Below are 16,071 nucleotides of genomic sequence, written 5' to 3'. Positions count from 1 at the left end.
TTCAATGAGATGAGCTGCTCGCTTTTTTCAAAGCTCGAATCAGGCTGCGCGCAAAAAGGGCGGGATCTTTCTGCTTGATTCCTTTGATCGCCTGGGAAAGACTTTTCCTGTAGGACGGAGTTTTAACCAAGCGAATAGGCTTCATGAAAGAGGGGCTGAGGAGCGGGCCTTCCCACTCAAAGAGGCAGTTGAGCAGGTCTTGGGAAAAGTGGGCATCGGCCCCATAAATCACCGGCTTTTGATGCCGCTGAGCAAGTTCTTTGGAGAGAACGTCGTGTTCGGGCCTGGAACGAGAGTTGAAGATCTCGATGCAATCGATGCAGGTAAAATCGATCTTTTCCAGATGATGACCGTCTAGGGGATGGGGCAAGACCGTGAACCCTCCCGCTTTTTTGGCGCGCTTGCAAAGGTCTTTGTGGTCAAAAGAGGGGGCAAAATCAACAGGTACGTCGGCGACGATGATATCCCCGACATCGGTGAAGAATTCCCCTGCGATCGGCACTTGCAGATTAGGGTTTTTCTCTCGGGCGATCTCTTTTGCTTCTATGGAACCGGCCAAAGTGTCGTGATCTGCAATCAGCAGAAGATCAAGTTTGTTTTTGATCGCCACATCCACGATTTTGGCAGGTGAAGTCATTGAGTCAAAGGAGTGGCGGGTGTGTAAGTGAAAGATCCCTCTCATCGCAATTTCCTTTTGATGTCCGCAGCCAGCCTGAGGAAGCTGAGTGTCATCCCGTTCGTTTTGATATTTGTCTGATACCCCTTTTGAAAATAGTCTGCAAGGCAAGAGAAATTGGCCCCTGCAAAAATGCCAAAGAGGTCCCCCTCAAAAGGCCAATAGAAGTGTAAATCAGGATAGCTCTTTTGGAGTTGGGGATGAAGCTCTTCTCCTCGAAATGCCCTGACAAGATATTCTCCAAAATTCAGACCGGCCGCAAGGCCAAGCTCAAGCGATCCCCACAGTTTAGGATTGATCTCGATCAATTTGATCTCGTCCGTCTTCTCATCGTGCTTGAACTCCACCATGCAAGGACCGTTCCACTGAAGGGTGTCGAGAAGCTTCTTTCCCGCGTCAAACGCTTTTTGATGATAATAGGTCTTGGCCGCTGTTGCAGAACCTCCGGTCAGGGGGTATTCGCGGATGCGCCGGTGCATGTAGAACCGTTTCAACTCTCCTGATTGATAAAAAGCAAAAAAGCCAAGCCCTGCTCCTTGCACGAGCTCTTGAACAAGAGGCGGTGCCATCTTCTGGGAGGGATCGTTTTGCACCGAGAGATAGGCTTTTTTTAGGTTTTCCAAGTCATCGACATAATGAACAATATTCCTTCCCGCCTCCAGGCTTGCCTTCACGACCACCGGAAAGGGTCCGCTATAGGATTTTAATTCCTCGGCACTTTGAAAGGGGTAAGTTTTGGGTGCGGGGATACCTAAAGATTCGGCAAGCTTCATCGACTCTCTCTTTGAGAGGGCGATGGCAAGCGATTCCTTGGGTGGCAAGATAGCCTGTTTGCATTCAAGATCGGAGAGCAGTTTTACTGATGCGTCGCCGACAGGGATAATCAGATCGAATGAGTCCATTTCAAGCAGATCTTTCAAATCAGCGACAAGGAGTTGGTCGTAGACACCGGAGTAGAGCGAAGAGAAGCGCGGGAGCGACCGAGTGATTCCTGTAACCTTGAAAGAGGGATCGAAACGCCTCAGGTAATGTGCGAGAGCCATCGCATGTTTGTAGGAGGCATCCGTTACGGCAATTCGCATAGTCAATGCCTTCCTTCAAGCTTTTTAAGACGTTTTTCCCAGTGGCTGCTGACGCTCTTCAAGTCCGTAACCCATGCTCCTTTCTGAAGGGCGTAGCGGATGATGTTTTCATAGAGATCTTCCATCCCGGATTTCAAGAAGATATCGGGATGGAAAAGAAGGGTTAAGCATCCCTCCAAACTTTCCGCGTCATCGATGAAGCGCTTTACGATTTCTAACGATCCCTTAGGAGAGTACTCAAGAGCGTTGCTGCCGATCAAAGCTCCATCTTGCAAGATCATCGGCACTTCAAGCAGGGAAATCTTCTTTTGCCTCTCGTAATCATAAAAGAAAAACGGGTAGCCTGTTCCAGCGCGATAGCCGACGTTTCTGTTGTACCCCAATGTAGTGTCGGCGGTGATGCCGGCATCCGCGATCAAAGAGGGAGTGAGGGGCATTTTAAAGTGCAGCCAGTGCTGGCGGGCTGTGACGATGGGCATTTTGAGTTCATGCTCGAGCCGCTCTTTCTGCTCTTTCAGGAGGTGCGGTTCCACTGCCGAAAAATAGCTGCCGTGCAGGCCAATGTCAAATCCTGCATCTTTCAATTTGCAGATGACATCGGATAGCTTCGCGGATTTTCCTTCAAAGAATACCCTGTCTTTTGTCTGGTAAAGGCAGTCGTAGCGGCTGACTTTGGTCAACGGGAAGACGGTAAAGAAGTAGGAAGATTTCACTCCGAATTTATTTTCGATGCGGACCGAAGCCTCAAGCGTTCCGGTCATGTCGTGCACCCTTTTCGGCTTTCTTAAGAGGCCCTTGGCGGCACTCTTCGCTATGAGTTTCAGCCGCGAGGTTGAATCGAGATCTTCTGCCAGCGCCGCTTTTTTTAAGGAGCGAAACAGCAAGGGAGTGGTTTCTCTGATGTCTAAATGATCGACATCGTGTGTGAGAACCAGGGCGAAGCGGAATCCTTTTGGCCAAAGAGGCTCCAGTTTTACTCCCTCGTTTGTAAGACGAACCCTCTCTTCCTTGGCAAATCGGTCCACTTCCGCAGACCACAGGAGACCCTTTTTTGCGTTTTGCGAGTAGGCATATTCAAAGTTGCCCCACTGATCGACTTCCTGCGGCTGAAACTCCTCTTTTCTAAACAGCATCTCCCGCAGTGTGACGGGTATGGGTCTTAAAAGGTGTTTCAGGTCGGCGGATAGTCCGACGAAGGAGCAGAAGGCTTCCAGCGCCAGAGCCTCTTCCAAAGTGAGGGCTTTTTGATCTTCAGTTAACAGCATTGTGCTCTCGGCTAGTGATCGATTTTAAGCAGGGTCCATTTGGCGTTCTCAAAAGCCACTTCCCCCTCATTCCGATAGCGCTTAAGGAGTAGACGCTCCACGGGGTCTGTTTTGTCAAATCCCATCAGTCGGATAGGGTACTCTTCTATGTTCTCTTGGCTATGGCGGCCGCCGATGAAGGTTTGATACGCCTGTTCCATCTTGCGGGAGGTCACCGGGTCTTGGAAATAGTAGCTTCCGTTTCTGTTCCCGACAAGTGAATAAAAGGGGGTGAGAGTGACGAGGGAGCGGTAAGAGCTATCGGTGAATAAGATCCTCTCTTTTTCACCTGCCGGCAACTTCCTGATGTAGAGCGCCGTTTCCTGATCTTCCGGCAGGTGAAACTCTCTCTTTCCGATGGTTAGTGGATTGTGCAGGACATGCCAGAGAGTGAAAAAGCAGGCTAAAAATGCTAGGGTTTTTACCCCTTGTCTGAGCGCTTTAATGGGAACTTCCATAGAGGATATGGCTCCGATCAGCAGCAAGAGTGCAAGAGCGCCGGTGTAGAGTTGGACGCGGTAGAGGTGGGCGGTGTTGCCTTTGAAAAGAAGCAGGATTGAAAACAGGAGCGGCAGCAGAAAAAGAAGAAATAACGGGATGGCGATCTTCTTTCGTAGGGTCAGGTAGCAGGCGGCGAGCGGAATAAATAGGGAAGAGGGCAGAGATAGGAGGAAAAAAAATACAAAGTTGACAGCATCCCTGCCGGTTTTCATCCAGGAGGTGTGAGGGTCGTAGTGCCATTTCCAGGGAGGCAGTGTTTCAAGGTAGTCTCCTTGCCCTTTTAAAAGGAGGGTAGAAACGAAGGGGCGGAGGAGCTCTCTTGTCGCTTTCTCTCCTTCTTGTAAATAGTTGGGAAGGGTGTGACGGATGAGGTAGAGTTGGCAAAGAGTGGCAAAGAAAGGCAGAAGAAAGCAGAGGATTGTTCTAAAAACAACCTTTTTTGTCAGAAAACCCCTCTCTGCCGTGAGGGCGGTTGCGAGGAAGGGAGCGGCAAGAAACAGGTTAAACCACCATATCTGGCATCCGACAGCCAGTAAGAAGGCCCCTGTGTAGAGCCATCTCGCATTTTTTGTATTCCTGAAATGAAAATACGCTCCCATCCCCAAGAAGATGAAGGGGTGGGAGAAGGTAGCCGGTCCTTGAAGAAGCAGGTATTTTGTGGACGGGGCGTAATGGACGAAGGAGAAAAAGAGGCAAAAAAGAGAGGCCAGACGGGTGTCTTGAAGTAAGGAATAGGCAAAAAAGAATAGAGAGAGTGCCAAGAAGATGTAGGTTGCCATACCCAAAAAATGGATTGTTTCTTCGCCGGTAAGATGAAAAACGGACGCCAAGCCCGCTCCCATCAGATGGAAAAAAGGAGGGTAGACAGTTTCTGTTCCTGAAAAGGGATCGATAAGCGGCTGGCCAAGAAGTGTCCTGTCAATGCGCGCTGCGTGGTAGACTGTATCGGCAGAGCGCATATCGTGAAAGAAGAAGGGGGCTTGCATTAGAAGAAGGAGAGAGGAAAGCAAGAAGGTGAAGAGGGCGGCTTTCGTCCATCGATGAGAGAGGCAAGGAGTTTGGTGCATCAGGAGATCTTTCGTTTGAGACACATTCGGTATATATCTTTCGGTATAAAATCTTCAATTTTTAACCATCGTCAAATTTTACGGTTTTCTTCTATTATTCCGGTAATATTACGAATGGATGAGATTAGAAACTAGATGTGTGGAATAGCGGCACTGTTCAGCCAAAAAGAGAAACGATGTTTAAAGGCGATCGTTCCAATGACGCGCGTCGTTGCCCATAGGGGCCCTGACGGGGAAGGGTATGCCTTTTTTCCTGATTTCGAAAGTGGGACGGCAAAAGAGACTCCCTCCTTGATCGCCCTGGGGCACCGCCGTCTTTCCATTCTCGATCTCTCCTCCGCCGGCAACCAGCCTATGGCTAATGAAGAGGGGAAGATCTGGATTACCTATAACGGCGAGATCTATAACTACCTCGAAATTAGGAGAGAGTTGGAAGCGGAGGGAGTTTGCTTCACTACTAAAACCGACACCGAAGTCCTCCTGAAGGCATACGATCACTATGGCATCGACTTTCTCCATAAACTCAATGGCATGTTTTCCTTTGTCTTGGTCGATTTGAAAAGAAAAAAGGCCTATGCCTGCCGTGATCGCTTTGGAGTGAAGCCGCTCTATTACTATGTTACAAGCGAAGGATTATTGGCCTTCGCGTCGGAGATCAAGCAGTTTCACTCCTTGCCCGGCTGGAAAGCCAACCTCAACCACCAGCGGGCTTTTGATTTTCTGAGCTTCGCTCTCTTTGACCATACCGGAGAGACTCTTTTCAACGGGGTGCATCAGGTGCGGGGAGGCCATTTTGCAGAGATTTCCTTGAGTGAAGGAAGTCGATTGGAGATAAGGCGCTGGTACCGCCTTCCACACGAGCCGCTTCACATCAGTTATGAGGATGCCAAGCAGCGCTGCTTTGAAATTTTGCAGGATGCGGTCCGCATCCGGCTGCGGTCTGATGTGGAAGTCGGGGCTTGCCTCTCCGGGGGAATAGATTCTTCCGCGATTGTTTGCCTTGCAGCGAAGCTGCTGAAAGAAGTGGGCCCTTTGCGTCCGAAAACCTTTTCAGCCAGGTCAGTCGACCCGTTGCTCGATGAGTATCCCTTCATGGGCGCCGTTGAGAAGGAGGCTGGGTCGGAGGGTTTTTATGTCACACCTGACGAAGACGGCCTTTTGCGTGAATTTGACAAGCTGCTTTGGCATCAGGACGAACCCTTCGGAACGAGCAGCGTCTTTGCCCAGTGGAAGCTTTTTTCTAAGGTGAAAGACGAAAAAGTTAAGGTCATGCTAGATGGTCAGGGTGCCGATGAGCAGTTGGGTGGGTATTTTGAGTTCTATGGCATTTTTTTAAGGCAGCTGGCTTCTGAGGGAAAACTTTTGCAGTTGATGCAAGAAATTCAGCGGGCAAGAGCTGTCAATCCCTCTCTCAACCCCATCAAGTCGCTGATTAAGAATTTTATTCCCGCCAAGTTAAAAAATCAGCTCTATTATGCGATGAATAAACCCTCTTTAAAAGCCCCCTGGATCGATTTTAAGAGATTGCATTGCGAGTTGGTGAACCCGCTTGATCCAAGAGCAAAGAGGTCATTTCGATCCTACGCTGAGGAGATGCTTCTTTCAGCCAATCTTCCTATGCTTTTGCACTACGAAGACAGAAATTCCATGGCCCACTCGGTTGAATCGAGGACTCCCTTTCTGGATTACCGCTTCGTCGAGTTCATCATCAATCTGCCGCCGGCATTCCTCATCCGCGGTGGCTTGACGAAAGCTATTCTCAGGGATGCCATGGGGGGAGTGGTACCGAAGAAAATTTTGGAGAGAAAAGATAAGATCGCCTTTGCGACCGACGAGAAGAGGTGGCTTGGCGGGCGCCATAAAGGGCTATTCATGAAGGCCATCAAGGAATCGGTCTTTGAAACACGCCTTTTTAACGCCTCCTTGATCCCTAAGGCTGAGAGAATCTTGGAGGGAAAGGAGCGTTTTAGCTTTCTTCCCTTCCGGGTGATTGCGTTTAGTCAATGGCTCAAGGCTAATCGTTTGTCTGTGTAGAAGCTGTAAACTATTTTGTCACAAAATGAGCGGCGATTGATCCTACAGCAATCGACAGCCACAGTGTGAGCAGACGGATCAAAATCGTCGCTAAAGAGGCGGCCGATTCGACGGCTCCAAAATGGGTGAGGATTTCGTAGAGGGAGGCTTCCGTTCCGCCCACACCTCCCGGAAGCAGAGTGACTGCGCCGATCAGAAGGCTGAAGGAAAAGGCGAATACCGATTGTAAGAGGGAGATGCCCTCACCTAAAGATTGAAGGATAACAAAGAGAGAAACCCCTTCCACTCCCCAGGCGACACATCCGAGAATCAACCCCCCGAGAAATATTTTAAAGTCGAGCAGCTTCTTGGTACAAGCCTGAAATGAGCTTTTGTCTTGTTCTTTGTTCTCAGATTCAGCGCTTCTGTAAAAGAAGTGGATAAAAAGGCGATCGAGGCGAAAGCGCAAGAGAAGAAACACAAGCGCTAAAAAGAGGACTATAATGGCAACCGCTTCCTTGGCCTTGGGAAATAGAAAGAGGCCTGAGAGTGCGAGGAAGGCTAGCGAGGCAAAGTCCGAGAAGCGTTCAGCGACAAGCACTGCCAGGCTCTCCTTATAGGAGATGCCGTGCTTGGCAAGAAACAAAGAACGGACAGCCTCTCCTGACTTGGCAGGAGTCATCGTCATGGAAAATCCGGCAAAGTAGATCGCAAGATCATCCCGCATGGGAACAGAGAGTTCCAAATGGCTAAAAAACATGCGCCATCGCCCAAAACGGACGAACCACGAGAGGAAGGAGAGAGCGGAGAGGAGCAAAATATTGGTGATGCCCACCTCCCTGATGCCTTCTGTCAAGGCATCCATCCCGTTGGAGAGGGCCAGCGCCAAGTAGCCAACGGCCGTCAGAGTCATTAAAAGCCCCATGCAGAGGCGGCTCATCAGAAATCTTTTGATGAGAGCAGTCGTTTTATAGAGAAATTCCATGATCAATGCACTAGGTAGAATGTCAATAGAGTGAATAAACCGACCGATGCCATGATCTGTTTGTCTGAGATTAAGTCGTTGGTTGGGTCTCCACCGCTCTGTTTACTGTTGATCAGGTAGAGGTAGCGGAACAGGGCAAAAACGACGAAGGGTACCGTGTAGATTAAGTTTTCGGTGTGGTGGATGCGGATCGTCTCGTCATTCATGGTATAGAGACTGTAGGCGATGATGACGGAGGCGGCTGTGATACCGATCAGTTCATCTAGGAAAATGGAGTCGTAAGACATCAATACCTTGCGGTGCTCGCGCATGGCGCTTTTAAGCTGCAAGATTTCCGCTTTCCTTTTGGTGAATCCGAGAAAGAGGGTGATCATCATGCCGCAGAGCAGAAGCCATTTTGAAGGGGGAATGCCAATGCCGGCGGTACCGGCAAGGATGCGTAGCATGAATCCGGAGGCAATGCAGAACACATCCAAGATGACGACGTTTTTTAAGTAGAGCGTATAGAGGATGTTGATGAAGGCATAGGACACTAGCAAAGTTAAGGTAAGAGAGGAGACTATCGACCCGATAGTGAAGCTTAAAGTGGTCAGAGCCGCGATCAGGAGAGCGGCTTCGCTGTTTGTAACCTCTCCGCTAGCTAGCGGTCTCAATTTCTTTTTGGGGTGGCGCTTATCTTGCTCTTTGTCGATCAGGTCGTTGAAGGTGTAGACAGCGCTTGATATGAGGCAAAAAGAGAGGGCGGCAAGCAATGCCAAAAGAAGAGTCTCCTCCATCCGGTGCACTTCACCAAACAGCACTCCGGTGAAGACAAAGATGTTTTTCACCCATTGCTTGGGTCTGATGAGGCGGATTAGGGCATGAATTTTTTTTTGCATCTTACTGAAAGGTCCTGTAGTAGGGATGGTCGGCAGATTCCAGAAGCTCCTTGTCGCCCCGGCTGTCGCCGTAGGCATAGATCTCAAAGCGCTCTAAATCTCCCAAAAGATTCTTCAGTCTCGCTACTTTCTCCTCCGCCCGGCAATTTTTACCGACCAGATTGCCGGTCACAGCGCCTTCTTTGAATTCAAGTCTTGATGAAAGCAGGCAATCGAATCCGGCAGCATCAGCCCAGGGCTTCAGATAGGCGTCGATGGACGCTGAAATTAAAATAAGCCGGTCGCCTCGCGCTTTATGCTTGCTGATTGCCTCCAACGCCTCTTTTTTGACCTGCTTTGGAAGCTCATTGTGAGCATAGTCGCGGCACATGCCGAGCATCTTCTCTTCAGGTATGCCTCTGAAAAAGCGTCTGAGCACTGCTTCTTTGACCTGTTGCCTGTCATACATTTTAAAGGCGTACCCCATTAGAGCGGGAAGCTCGAGTAGGAGGTATCCGATTGTTTTTGCGATCCCTGAGGAGAAAATGAGAAAAGGGAGAAGAGAGTCGGAGCGGGTGATCGTGCCGTCAAAATCAAAGCAGGCGATGGTTTCTTTCTTCATCCTCTCTAGAGCCTCATCCTTTTGAATATACGCTCCGGTACCGCTTTGATGACTGCCATGATCGCTTTCCAGAAACCGGGGATATAGACCACATTTTTTTTCTTATCCAAGGCACGAACAATTTTTTTGCCTACTTCTTTTGGATTGGCGACAAGAAAAAGACCGGGCAGGCCGAAGGTCATGGCAGTGTCGACAAAACCCGGCTTTACAGTCATGACATGGACGCCTTCAGGATAAAGTTTATTTCTTAGCCCGTCCAGATAGATGGAAAGGGCGCCCTTGGCAGATCCATAGATGAAATTGCTTTGTCTTCCCCGGTCGCCGGCAACCGATGTGATGCCGATGAGGAACCCCTCCTTTTTTTGGGCGAGGCGTGCAGCTATCAGCGATAGCGCGGAGGCGGCTCCGATGAAGTTAATACGGATGGTCTTCTCCTGGTCGGCGAAATTCATCAGATCGATCTTACCTCCCAGATCTCCAAAGGCGATCACCGCTCCTTGAATTGCCTTCTCTTTAAAAAACAGGGAATCGAAAAACGCGGGATGGCTGCTTGTGTTTTCCGCTTGGAAGGGGAGTGTTGTCACGGGTACGTTGTAGCGAATCTGCAGGTCGCTGGCTATGCGGGAGAGTTCTTTTAAGTCCCTGGACGCTAAAACAAGGGGGTGTTTTCTTTTGGCGAACTCTTCGGCAGCCCCTCTGGCTATCGCGGAAGTGGCACCCAAGATCAAGACGGTTCCTTGGCTCATTGCTCACCGATCCTAAGACGTCTGGCGAGGTCTGTTTGAATCAGATTTGCCGGGTCCACTTTTCTTTTAACGGCTAAAAAGCGCGTGTAATCGGGATACATGGCGCGGAAAACGTCAGGAGTGACGTGGAAATCTTTAGCCAGGTAGACTCTTCCGTGGTTTTTCATGACGATGAGATCGAGCTGGCAGAGTAAATGGAACAGATCAGGCTGATTTCCCGGTATGTCCATGGCGAGGGTAAACCCTTCCATGGGGAAGGAAAGATAGCCAGGGTTTTTCTTGCCAAATTTTTTGAGAACGGCCAGATAGACGGGGCAGCGTGCAGCTGTCAGATGCGCTAAAATGTCTCTCAGTGCCTCTTCTGCGTTCGCTTCAGGCACAACAAACTGGTACTGGTAAAAACCTCTTGAACCATACATCCGGTTCCAGTTTCCAATCCGGTCGAGAGGATAGAAAAAGGGGTTGTAGTGGCAGAAAAATGGAGCGCCCTTTTTCTTCTGCTGATAAAAATAGATTTTGTTGAAGAGCTTCTGTGTTGTTCTGTTCAGAGCGAGCGAGGGGAATGAAAAGGGAATGGATATGGGCTTGGCTTCTTTGCTCTTCAGTTTGTCCGGAAGTTCGCCACGTTTTGCGTGATCGCCTTCGATCAGGATGCTGTTTACCTTGTCATTCTTAAAAGACAGAAGATCTAGCCAGGCAACAGAATAGCGGGCTGCATCGGATGATTCGTTTAATTTTTTGATTAGGCAAGTGAGTGATTCAAAAGGAGTGTTGAGCACTTTGATGAAAGGGGTTTCGACAGGCAAAAGCTTAAGGGTCACTTCCGTGATAACGCCCGTCAGCCCCATGCCGCCTGCTGTCGCGTAAAAAAGTTCCTCATCCTGGCGCCGGACCCTTCTTTTGGTGCCGTCCGGCAGCATCAGCTCAAACTCTAAAACATGGTCGGAGAAAGATCCGTCGGCGTGATGATTTTTTCCGTGGGCATCCGCGGCAAGGCACCCTCCGAGGGTCGCTTCCTTAGTTCCCGGGGTGACCGGCACAAAGTAGCCTTTTGTGCTAAAAGTCTCTACGATATCGCGGATGGTTGCGCCCGCCTCCGCCTTCAAAACGTGATTTTCGGCGTTAAAGCTTAATAAGCGGTTCAGGCGCTCCATGAGGATGACCTCTCCTCCGGTATTCAAGGAGGCATCGCCATAGCTCCTGCCAAGTCCTCTTGCCGAGAACAGGGGGGAGCCGCGGAGGATGTGCTCGATCTTTTCCGGGCGGAAGAGGCAGGTCTCCCCTTTAGCCATGCCGCCCCAGCCGGCTATCTCTTTCTTCAGTTTTCCCATTGTGTCAGCGGAGTTTGGTTTCATCTTTATACCGAAAGCGTCTCAAAATCCCGGATTTTGAGACGCGTTCGGTATAAGCCGCACTTATACGGCGGCTCTTTACGGGAAAGAACATACAGGGGATTTCGCTTAGGAAACAAGAGCAAATTTAAGCGGGTTAGGTTCTTTTTCCTGATCTTCTTCTCTCCCTTTTGGTATGCTTTCGGTATATTCTCCCTAACTTTTCATTGGATGATGCTTATGGCAAACAGACGTGTTTTAATTACCGGCATGGCAGGATTTATCGGATACCACCTGGCCAAAAAGTTGAAGGAGCTTGGTGATTCCTTGATGGGAATCGACAATTTTAACGACTACTACGACTCGAACCTGAAAAGGGCGAGAATAGCGGATCTTCAAGATATCCGCTGCGTGGAAGGAGATATACAGGATGTCACCCTTCTGACAGCTTTAATCAAAGAGTTTAGGCCGACACACATTCTGCACATGGCAGCTCAGGCCGGTGTCCGCTTTTCCCTGCTCAATCCCAAAGCTTACATCGACGCGAACATTAACGGTTTTTTATCGATTCTGGAGGTGTTGAAGGATCATCCTGAGATTAAATTGCTATTTGCCTCATCCTCTTCCGTTTACGGTTTGAATACGAAAGTGCCCTTTGATGAAACGGACGCAACTGACCAACAGGCCAGTTTCTACGGGGTGACAAAAAAGTGCAACGAGCTGATGGCAAGAACGTATCATCACCTCTATGGCATTTCGGCCATCGGCCTCCGCTTTTTCACTGTATACGGTCCCTTTGGCAGACCCGACATGGCCTACTACTCTTTTACCGATAAGATTGTCAAAGGCATTCCTATCGACGTGTTTGGCGAAGACCAGATGCGCGATTTCACCTACATCGACGACATCATCGAAGGAGTGATTAAAGCCATGGATCTTCCGGGCGGGTTTGAAATTTTTAATCTCGGAAACCACAGGCCTGTCGCTCTAATGCGCTTTATTCAAATTTTAGAGAGTGCTGTTGGACAAAAAGCAAAGATCCGCGTTACTTCCCCGCAAAAGGGGGATGTTAAAGAGACATATGCCTCCATCGAAAAAAGCCATCAGTTGCTACAGTTTGAGCCCAAAACCAATTTGGAAGAGGGAATTCCGCTGTTTGTGGATTGGTACAGAAAGTACAATGCATTCAAGAGCCTGTAGCAAAACGCCAATATCCACCTCCTGCTGAATTAGGTTTTTGGCAAAGAGAAAGCTCCCCAGGGTTGATAAGCGGCAAGTCGCCTCATGTTTCTAATATTAGGTGACTTGCCAGCGTTCAATCCTGGGGAGCTTTCTCTTTGTCAAAAAATTAAATTTTAAGACGCGTTCGATATAACCTTGGCGAGGTGGTTCGTAATCAAATTATCCTTTGGGGGTAAATGTTTCTGTTTGATATATACACAGTTTCTTAACCTTAGAAGTATGGATTTCTCAATGAAAAGGTTCATCGCACTGTCGCTTTTTGTCATTACAGCGCTTTCTTTGACAAGCTGCCGCCCCACAAGACAGCATCAGCAGAGATTGGGCGGTCCCTGGGATAAAGTTTGTCAAGATAGAGTCGATAATGAGGAAATGACAAAAATTGTCCTGACATACGCGAGAGACTTAAAGAAGCAGTACAAGCTGAAGCTGCACGACTCCCGCATGTATTACAACGACAGTATCTACAAGCTCAGGCTCGATTTTACCAGCCAGCAAATCTCGGATCTTTGCGAAGCCAGGTTCGTTCTTGTGGATATCGTGGAAGGGTATTTGAAGAGGATTAACGAAAATTCCATCCTGCGCGGACAGATAGCGAACAGACCTTTTTCTGCCAATAACATAGAAGTCCATGTGACCTTCACCAGTTTCTATGTCAAATTGGATGATCCGATGTATGTCCAGTCCATGATCTTAGAAGATGGGACAGCCTTCTTCTTCAATGCCGAACTGGGACAACGAACATCGGAATACTGGCATAAGCGCATTGAGCCTTACAGCAAGACATTGCAGATTGTCAATATCGAACGTGAGATCGGACCTGAAGAGGACGTCAATATGTTCGATGAAGAGATCGGCAAGTACTTCGAATCGGGAGTGGATGAATAAGGGACTGTTTCCCATAGCCAAACTCAGCAGCGACGCATGCTGAATTTGTGTCTCTTGGAATCTTTCAAAAAGATCTTCATTGAATGCAGTTTCTGTCGGTTTGTAGCGTATCCGAAAGTATCTCAAATTTTGAGACACTTTCGGTATATACCCATCTCCTCCTGTGATTGCTAAGACTAGAGTTGGAGATGGGTCAAGTCCTGACAGAATTGAGAGGACTCTTTCGGCAACAGGCTCTAAAGTGTCAGCTCTTCTTCCATATGCTGGGCGATCTGCTTTTGCAGTTCAGCAATTTTACCTTCTACTAGCTTATCCACTGCATCCACTGTCGCTTTGCAGAGAAGCTCCTTTTGAGGGCTTATGTGACCCTGTTCCTGCGCCATTTTCTGAAAAAGACCGGAGATGATGGCTCCGTCATCCAAGCTGACAAGATCCTTAATTTTTTTGGAAAGAACTCTCTGCGGCACTACAGGGTCTTTTGGATGCGACAGTGCGGTATCGATCATATCTTTACAGCTATCCGCAAACGACTCCACCAGACTGCCGGCATAAGTGACAGACAGGCTATCCAATCCCATTTTGGCAGCCAGGAAAATGGGTCTTAGCCGCGCATGTTCTTCTATGCCCGGTTGGTACCATTCGATGGCCCGGCGGAAATCTTCTTTCAGTTGCGCCAGATACTCCTTACCCGCCCCTTTTTTAGGGTCGAAGTAGTAGTTCCATGTTCTTGTGGCTGTGGTAAGAACGCCAGGATCTTGAAGCGCAATTGCATTGGGGATGAACTGAACTTTGGTTCCTTTTGGCTTATATTGAAGCAGGCCGAATGAAATGACGGTGAGAAGAGGATTTCTCAGTTTAAACGTGTCGGGGGGAGGCACCTCATCTTCTTTCTCTTTGGCCGCGAAGTATCCCGAGACCGTTTCATAGGTGTTCCAGGCTAAACTTCCTATTAGGCTCCACGTTCCTGTTCCTTGCATATTTCCTCCTAAAATAACTATTTGAGTCGACTCACTTCAGTTCACGAGACTGTTAACGGATGCGGATTTCGTCGATTTTGGGGATTATTTTGATCCCTAAAAAAGAATCGAAAATTGGTTCAAAAAAACCGGGAATCCCGAGTAAGCGAATCTGTCAACAGTCTCTAAGATGCTTGTGCGAGGGGAATTGCCCCTTTTTTATCTATAAGATCCTGACTGTGAATCATATAGTCTGTTCTTCTCTATTTGGCAGCAGGGAAATGCTGCGTTTGATTGATGCCACGGAACCGCATCTCAACATCAATTCTCAGCGAAATACTGCCTCCAATTCGGTGGAAATTGATATAGGGACAGATTCTTCAAAACCACTCTTCATTTGTCAGAACAAAGTTTTGTTTTGAGATGGGACGCTATACCGAAAGTGCTTCACATTATGGTTTTAGGCTTTCTCAAAGCTCCCACGATAGATGGATTGTAAGTTACCTAATATTAGAAAGATGAGGTAGCTTGTGCTCTGTCGATCCCAAAGCTTTTTTTGAAGCCCCATGCCAATTTTTTGAGGCACGCTCCGTTTAGTGTTAATCGGGATTTGTAATAATGAGTTCCCTATTTATTCGTCTACCACTTTGCTGTAGGAGGCATGGAGCAGAGGATCGCTTCAGGGTTGCCGCCCGATTGAAAACCGAATTTTGTTCCCCGGTCATAAATAAGGTTGAATTCGACATAGTGGGCTCGAAGAGAGGCTTGTATATCTCGATCTTCCTCGCTAAAAGGTGTTTTGCTTCTTTTTTGGTAAATGGGCATCACTGCATCGGTGAAGGTTTTTCCCACGTTTCTCCACATGGAGAAATCTCTTTCAAAATCACCTGTATTGAAGTGATCGAAAAAAATTCCTCCGACGCCCCGCTCTTTTTTGCGATGGGGAATATAGAAATATTGCTTTGCCTTCTCTGAAAAGGAGGGATACAGATCCGCTCCATAGGGATCTAAGGCGCCTTTGGCAGTGTCATGGAAATGCCTGGCGTCCTCTTCATAGGGAAAACCCATCGGGGTTAGGTCATAACCACCTCCAAACCAGTGTCGATCTTCCGTCTCTATATACCGGATATTCATGTGAACGGTAGGAGCGTGGGGGTTTTTCATGTGTGTGATCAGACTGACGCCGGTGGCAAAGAAGGGGCCTTTGCCATCCGGTCCCGGAAAGACAGGGCCGTGGACGGCAGAGAAGTTGACTGCCGCTTTTTCAAATACATCGCCTCGCAAAAGACCGATCTCTCCACCGCCGCCGCCGGAGTGCTCCCAGGCTTTTTTCTCGAACCGTGCCTTCGGCTCGAGTGTCTCAAAAGTTTGGATGATCTGTTCCCGGAGCTCTTTTAAGAAAGTAATCAGGAAAGCATGGCGTTCTGTGGCGGCAGTCATGATAGTCTCCTTTTGTTCAGAGTGGGATGTTACCCATAGGTTCCCTTCCACACTCCAGCGATTTTTCATGACGTCTGGTTATTATTCAAGCAGTTAGAGCCTGTGTTAAAACTGAAATGAGGTGATTTGACTTCTGTAGGGACTCACGCGGAACTGTTAATGAATTCCGTATTCTTTGGTATATACCGAAAGCCTATCAAAATTGGGCATGAGAGCTTTCTCTTGGCCAAAAGCCAACTTTTGAGACACTTTCGGTATAATCAAAAAACGACAAAACTTTAATTAAGAGACCGTCTCTAACAATATTCCTGAATTTTAAGAGACTAAAGCTCTATAATTCTCTGCTTTTTTTATGTGTTTATGG

14 protein-coding genes are annotated in these 16,071 nt (G+C 48.4%); 3 read left to right on the top strand and 11 right to left on the bottom strand.

Features of this window, described 5'->3' with window-relative positions:
* Nucleotide 1 precedes the first annotated feature (1 nt).
* The 4 genes from ELAC_RS07260 to ELAC_RS07245 are packed head-to-tail and all read right to left on the bottom strand — an operon-like array spanning nucleotide 2 to nucleotide 4,630.
* Nucleotides 2–682, bottom strand: coding sequence for a PHP domain-containing protein (locus tag ELAC_RS07260; protein WP_098038625.1), 681 nt, complete (start codon nucleotides 680–682; stop codon nucleotides 2–4).
* Nucleotides 679–1,758, bottom strand: coding sequence for an ATP-grasp domain-containing protein (locus ELAC_RS07255; RefSeq protein ID WP_098038624.1), 1,080 nt, complete (start codon nucleotides 1,756–1,758; stop codon nucleotides 679–681). Before ELAC_RS07255 ends, ELAC_RS07260 begins: the two co-directional genes overlap by 4 nt.
* A 2-nt stretch (nucleotides 1,759–1,760) precedes the next feature.
* Nucleotides 1,761–3,023, bottom strand: a complete 1,263-nt coding sequence (locus ELAC_RS07250; RefSeq protein ID WP_098038623.1) for a polysaccharide deacetylase family protein — start codon at nucleotides 3,021–3,023, stop codon at nucleotides 1,761–1,763.
* Nucleotides 3,024–3,034: 11 nt separating this feature from the next.
* Nucleotides 3,035–4,630: a hypothetical protein gene (locus ELAC_RS07245; protein WP_098038622.1), complete on the bottom strand. Its 1,596-nt coding sequence runs from the start codon at nucleotides 4,628–4,630 to the stop codon at nucleotides 3,035–3,037.
* A 135-nt stretch (nucleotides 4,631–4,765) separates the two neighbouring features.
* Between ELAC_RS07245 and asnB the strand changes: the two genes are divergently transcribed.
* Nucleotides 4,766–6,664 (top strand): asparagine synthase (glutamine-hydrolyzing), encoded by a 1,899-nt coding sequence (gene asnB / locus ELAC_RS07240; RefSeq protein ID WP_098038621.1) that lies wholly within the window; start codon nucleotides 4,766–4,768, stop codon nucleotides 6,662–6,664.
* A gap of 10 nt (nucleotides 6,665–6,674) precedes the next feature.
* Here asnB and ELAC_RS07235 read toward each other — a convergent pair whose 3' ends face one another.
* Genes ELAC_RS07235 through ELAC_RS07215 form a run of 5 tightly spaced genes read right to left on the bottom strand, consistent with a single transcriptional unit; the run spans nucleotide 6,675 to nucleotide 11,208 of the window.
* Entirely contained in the window at nucleotides 6,675–7,628 is a 954-nt protein-coding gene (locus tag ELAC_RS07235; protein WP_098038620.1) for a lysylphosphatidylglycerol synthase transmembrane domain-containing protein, read from the bottom strand.
* A 2-nt stretch (nucleotides 7,629–7,630) separates the two neighbouring features.
* Entirely contained in the window at nucleotides 7,631–8,506 is an 876-nt protein-coding gene (locus ELAC_RS07230) for a decaprenyl-phosphate phosphoribosyltransferase (protein ID WP_098038619.1), read from the bottom strand.
* A gap of 1 nt (nucleotide 8,507) precedes the next feature.
* Complete coding sequence (locus ELAC_RS07225) at nucleotides 8,508–9,107, bottom strand: HAD family hydrolase (RefSeq protein WP_098038618.1); 600 nt, start codon at nucleotides 9,105–9,107, stop codon at nucleotides 8,508–8,510.
* 5 nt (nucleotides 9,108–9,112) lie between these two features.
* Nucleotides 9,113–9,853 (bottom strand): SDR family oxidoreductase, encoded by a 741-nt coding sequence (locus ELAC_RS07220; RefSeq protein ID WP_098038617.1) that lies wholly within the window; start codon nucleotides 9,851–9,853, stop codon nucleotides 9,113–9,115.
* Nucleotides 9,850–11,208 carry an FAD-binding oxidoreductase gene (locus tag ELAC_RS07215; RefSeq protein ID WP_098038616.1) on the bottom strand — a complete coding sequence of 453 codons (1,359 nt, stop codon included), beginning with the start codon at nucleotides 11,206–11,208 and terminating at the stop codon, nucleotides 9,850–9,852. Before ELAC_RS07215 ends, ELAC_RS07220 begins: the two co-directional genes overlap by 4 nt.
* Before the next feature lie 216 nt (nucleotides 11,209–11,424).
* Between ELAC_RS07215 and ELAC_RS07210 the strand changes: the two genes are divergently transcribed.
* Together ELAC_RS07210 and ELAC_RS07205 are read left to right on the top strand one after the other, a co-directional pair.
* A complete protein-coding gene (locus tag ELAC_RS07210) occupies nucleotides 11,425–12,384 on the top strand; it encodes an NAD-dependent epimerase/dehydratase family protein (protein WP_239414430.1) in 960 nt (319 codons plus the stop codon).
* 273 nt (nucleotides 12,385–12,657) lie between these two features.
* A complete protein-coding gene (locus ELAC_RS07205; protein WP_098038614.1) occupies nucleotides 12,658–13,311 on the top strand; it encodes a hypothetical protein in 654 nt (217 codons plus the stop codon).
* 236 nt (nucleotides 13,312–13,547) lie between these two features.
* Here ELAC_RS07205 and ELAC_RS07200 read toward each other — a convergent pair whose 3' ends face one another.
* Nucleotides 13,548–14,288: a hypothetical protein gene (locus ELAC_RS07200; protein ID WP_098038613.1), complete on the bottom strand. Its 741-nt coding sequence runs from the start codon at nucleotides 14,286–14,288 to the stop codon at nucleotides 13,548–13,550.
* 618 nt (nucleotides 14,289–14,906) lie between these two features.
* The gene (gene hemF / locus ELAC_RS07195; protein ID WP_098038612.1) at nucleotides 14,907–15,707 is read right to left on the bottom strand and encodes an oxygen-dependent coproporphyrinogen oxidase; all 801 of its coding nucleotides are present in this window, start codon (nucleotides 15,705–15,707) and stop codon (nucleotides 14,907–14,909) included.
* Nucleotides 15,708–16,071: the final 364 nt, after the last annotated feature.

It is taken from the genome of Estrella lausannensis, from assembly GCF_900000175.1.
GTDB classification, from domain to species: domain Bacteria; phylum Chlamydiota; class Chlamydiia; order Chlamydiales; family Criblamydiaceae; genus Estrella; species Estrella lausannensis.
This window is presented reverse-complemented; position numbering and strand designations above follow the sequence as displayed.

Coding starts and splice junctions, on each gene's coding strand:
- ELAC_RS07260 (WP_098038625.1), bottom strand. CDS start 682: ATGAGAGGGATCTTTCACTTACACACCCGCCACTCCTTTGACTCAATG.
- ELAC_RS07255 (WP_098038624.1), bottom strand. CDS start 1,758: ATGCGAATTGCCGTAACGGATGCCTCCTACAAACATGCGATGGCTCTC.
- ELAC_RS07250 (WP_098038623.1), bottom strand. CDS start 3,023: ATGCTGTTAACTGAAGATCAAAAAGCCCTCACTTTGGAAGAGGCTCTG.
- ELAC_RS07245 (WP_098038622.1), bottom strand. CDS start 4,630: ATGCACCAAACTCCTTGCCTCTCTCATCGATGGACGAAAGCCGCCCTC.
- asnB (WP_098038621.1), top strand. CDS start 4,766: ATGTGTGGAATAGCGGCACTGTTCAGCCAAAAAGAGAAACGATGTTTA.
- ELAC_RS07235 (WP_098038620.1), bottom strand. CDS start 7,628: ATGGAATTTCTCTATAAAACGACTGCTCTCATCAAAAGATTTCTGATG.
- ELAC_RS07230 (WP_098038619.1), bottom strand. CDS start 8,506: ATGCAAAAAAAAATTCATGCCCTAATCCGCCTCATCAGACCCAAGCAA.
- ELAC_RS07225 (WP_098038618.1), bottom strand. CDS start 9,107: ATGAAGAAAGAAACCATCGCCTGCTTTGATTTTGACGGCACGATCACC.
- ELAC_RS07220 (WP_098038617.1), bottom strand. CDS start 9,853: ATGAGCCAAGGAACCGTCTTGATCTTGGGTGCCACTTCCGCGATAGCC.
- ELAC_RS07215 (WP_098038616.1), bottom strand. CDS start 11,208: ATGAAACCAAACTCCGCTGACACAATGGGAAAACTGAAGAAAGAGATA.
- ELAC_RS07210 (WP_239414430.1), top strand. CDS start 11,425: ATGGCAAACAGACGTGTTTTAATTACCGGCATGGCAGGATTTATCGGA.
- ELAC_RS07205 (WP_098038614.1), top strand. CDS start 12,658: ATGAAAAGGTTCATCGCACTGTCGCTTTTTGTCATTACAGCGCTTTCT.
- ELAC_RS07200 (WP_098038613.1), bottom strand. CDS start 14,288: ATGCAAGGAACAGGAACGTGGAGCCTAATAGGAAGTTTAGCCTGGAAC.
- hemF (WP_098038612.1), bottom strand. CDS start 15,707: ATGACTGCCGCCACAGAACGCCATGCTTTCCTGATTACTTTCTTAAAA.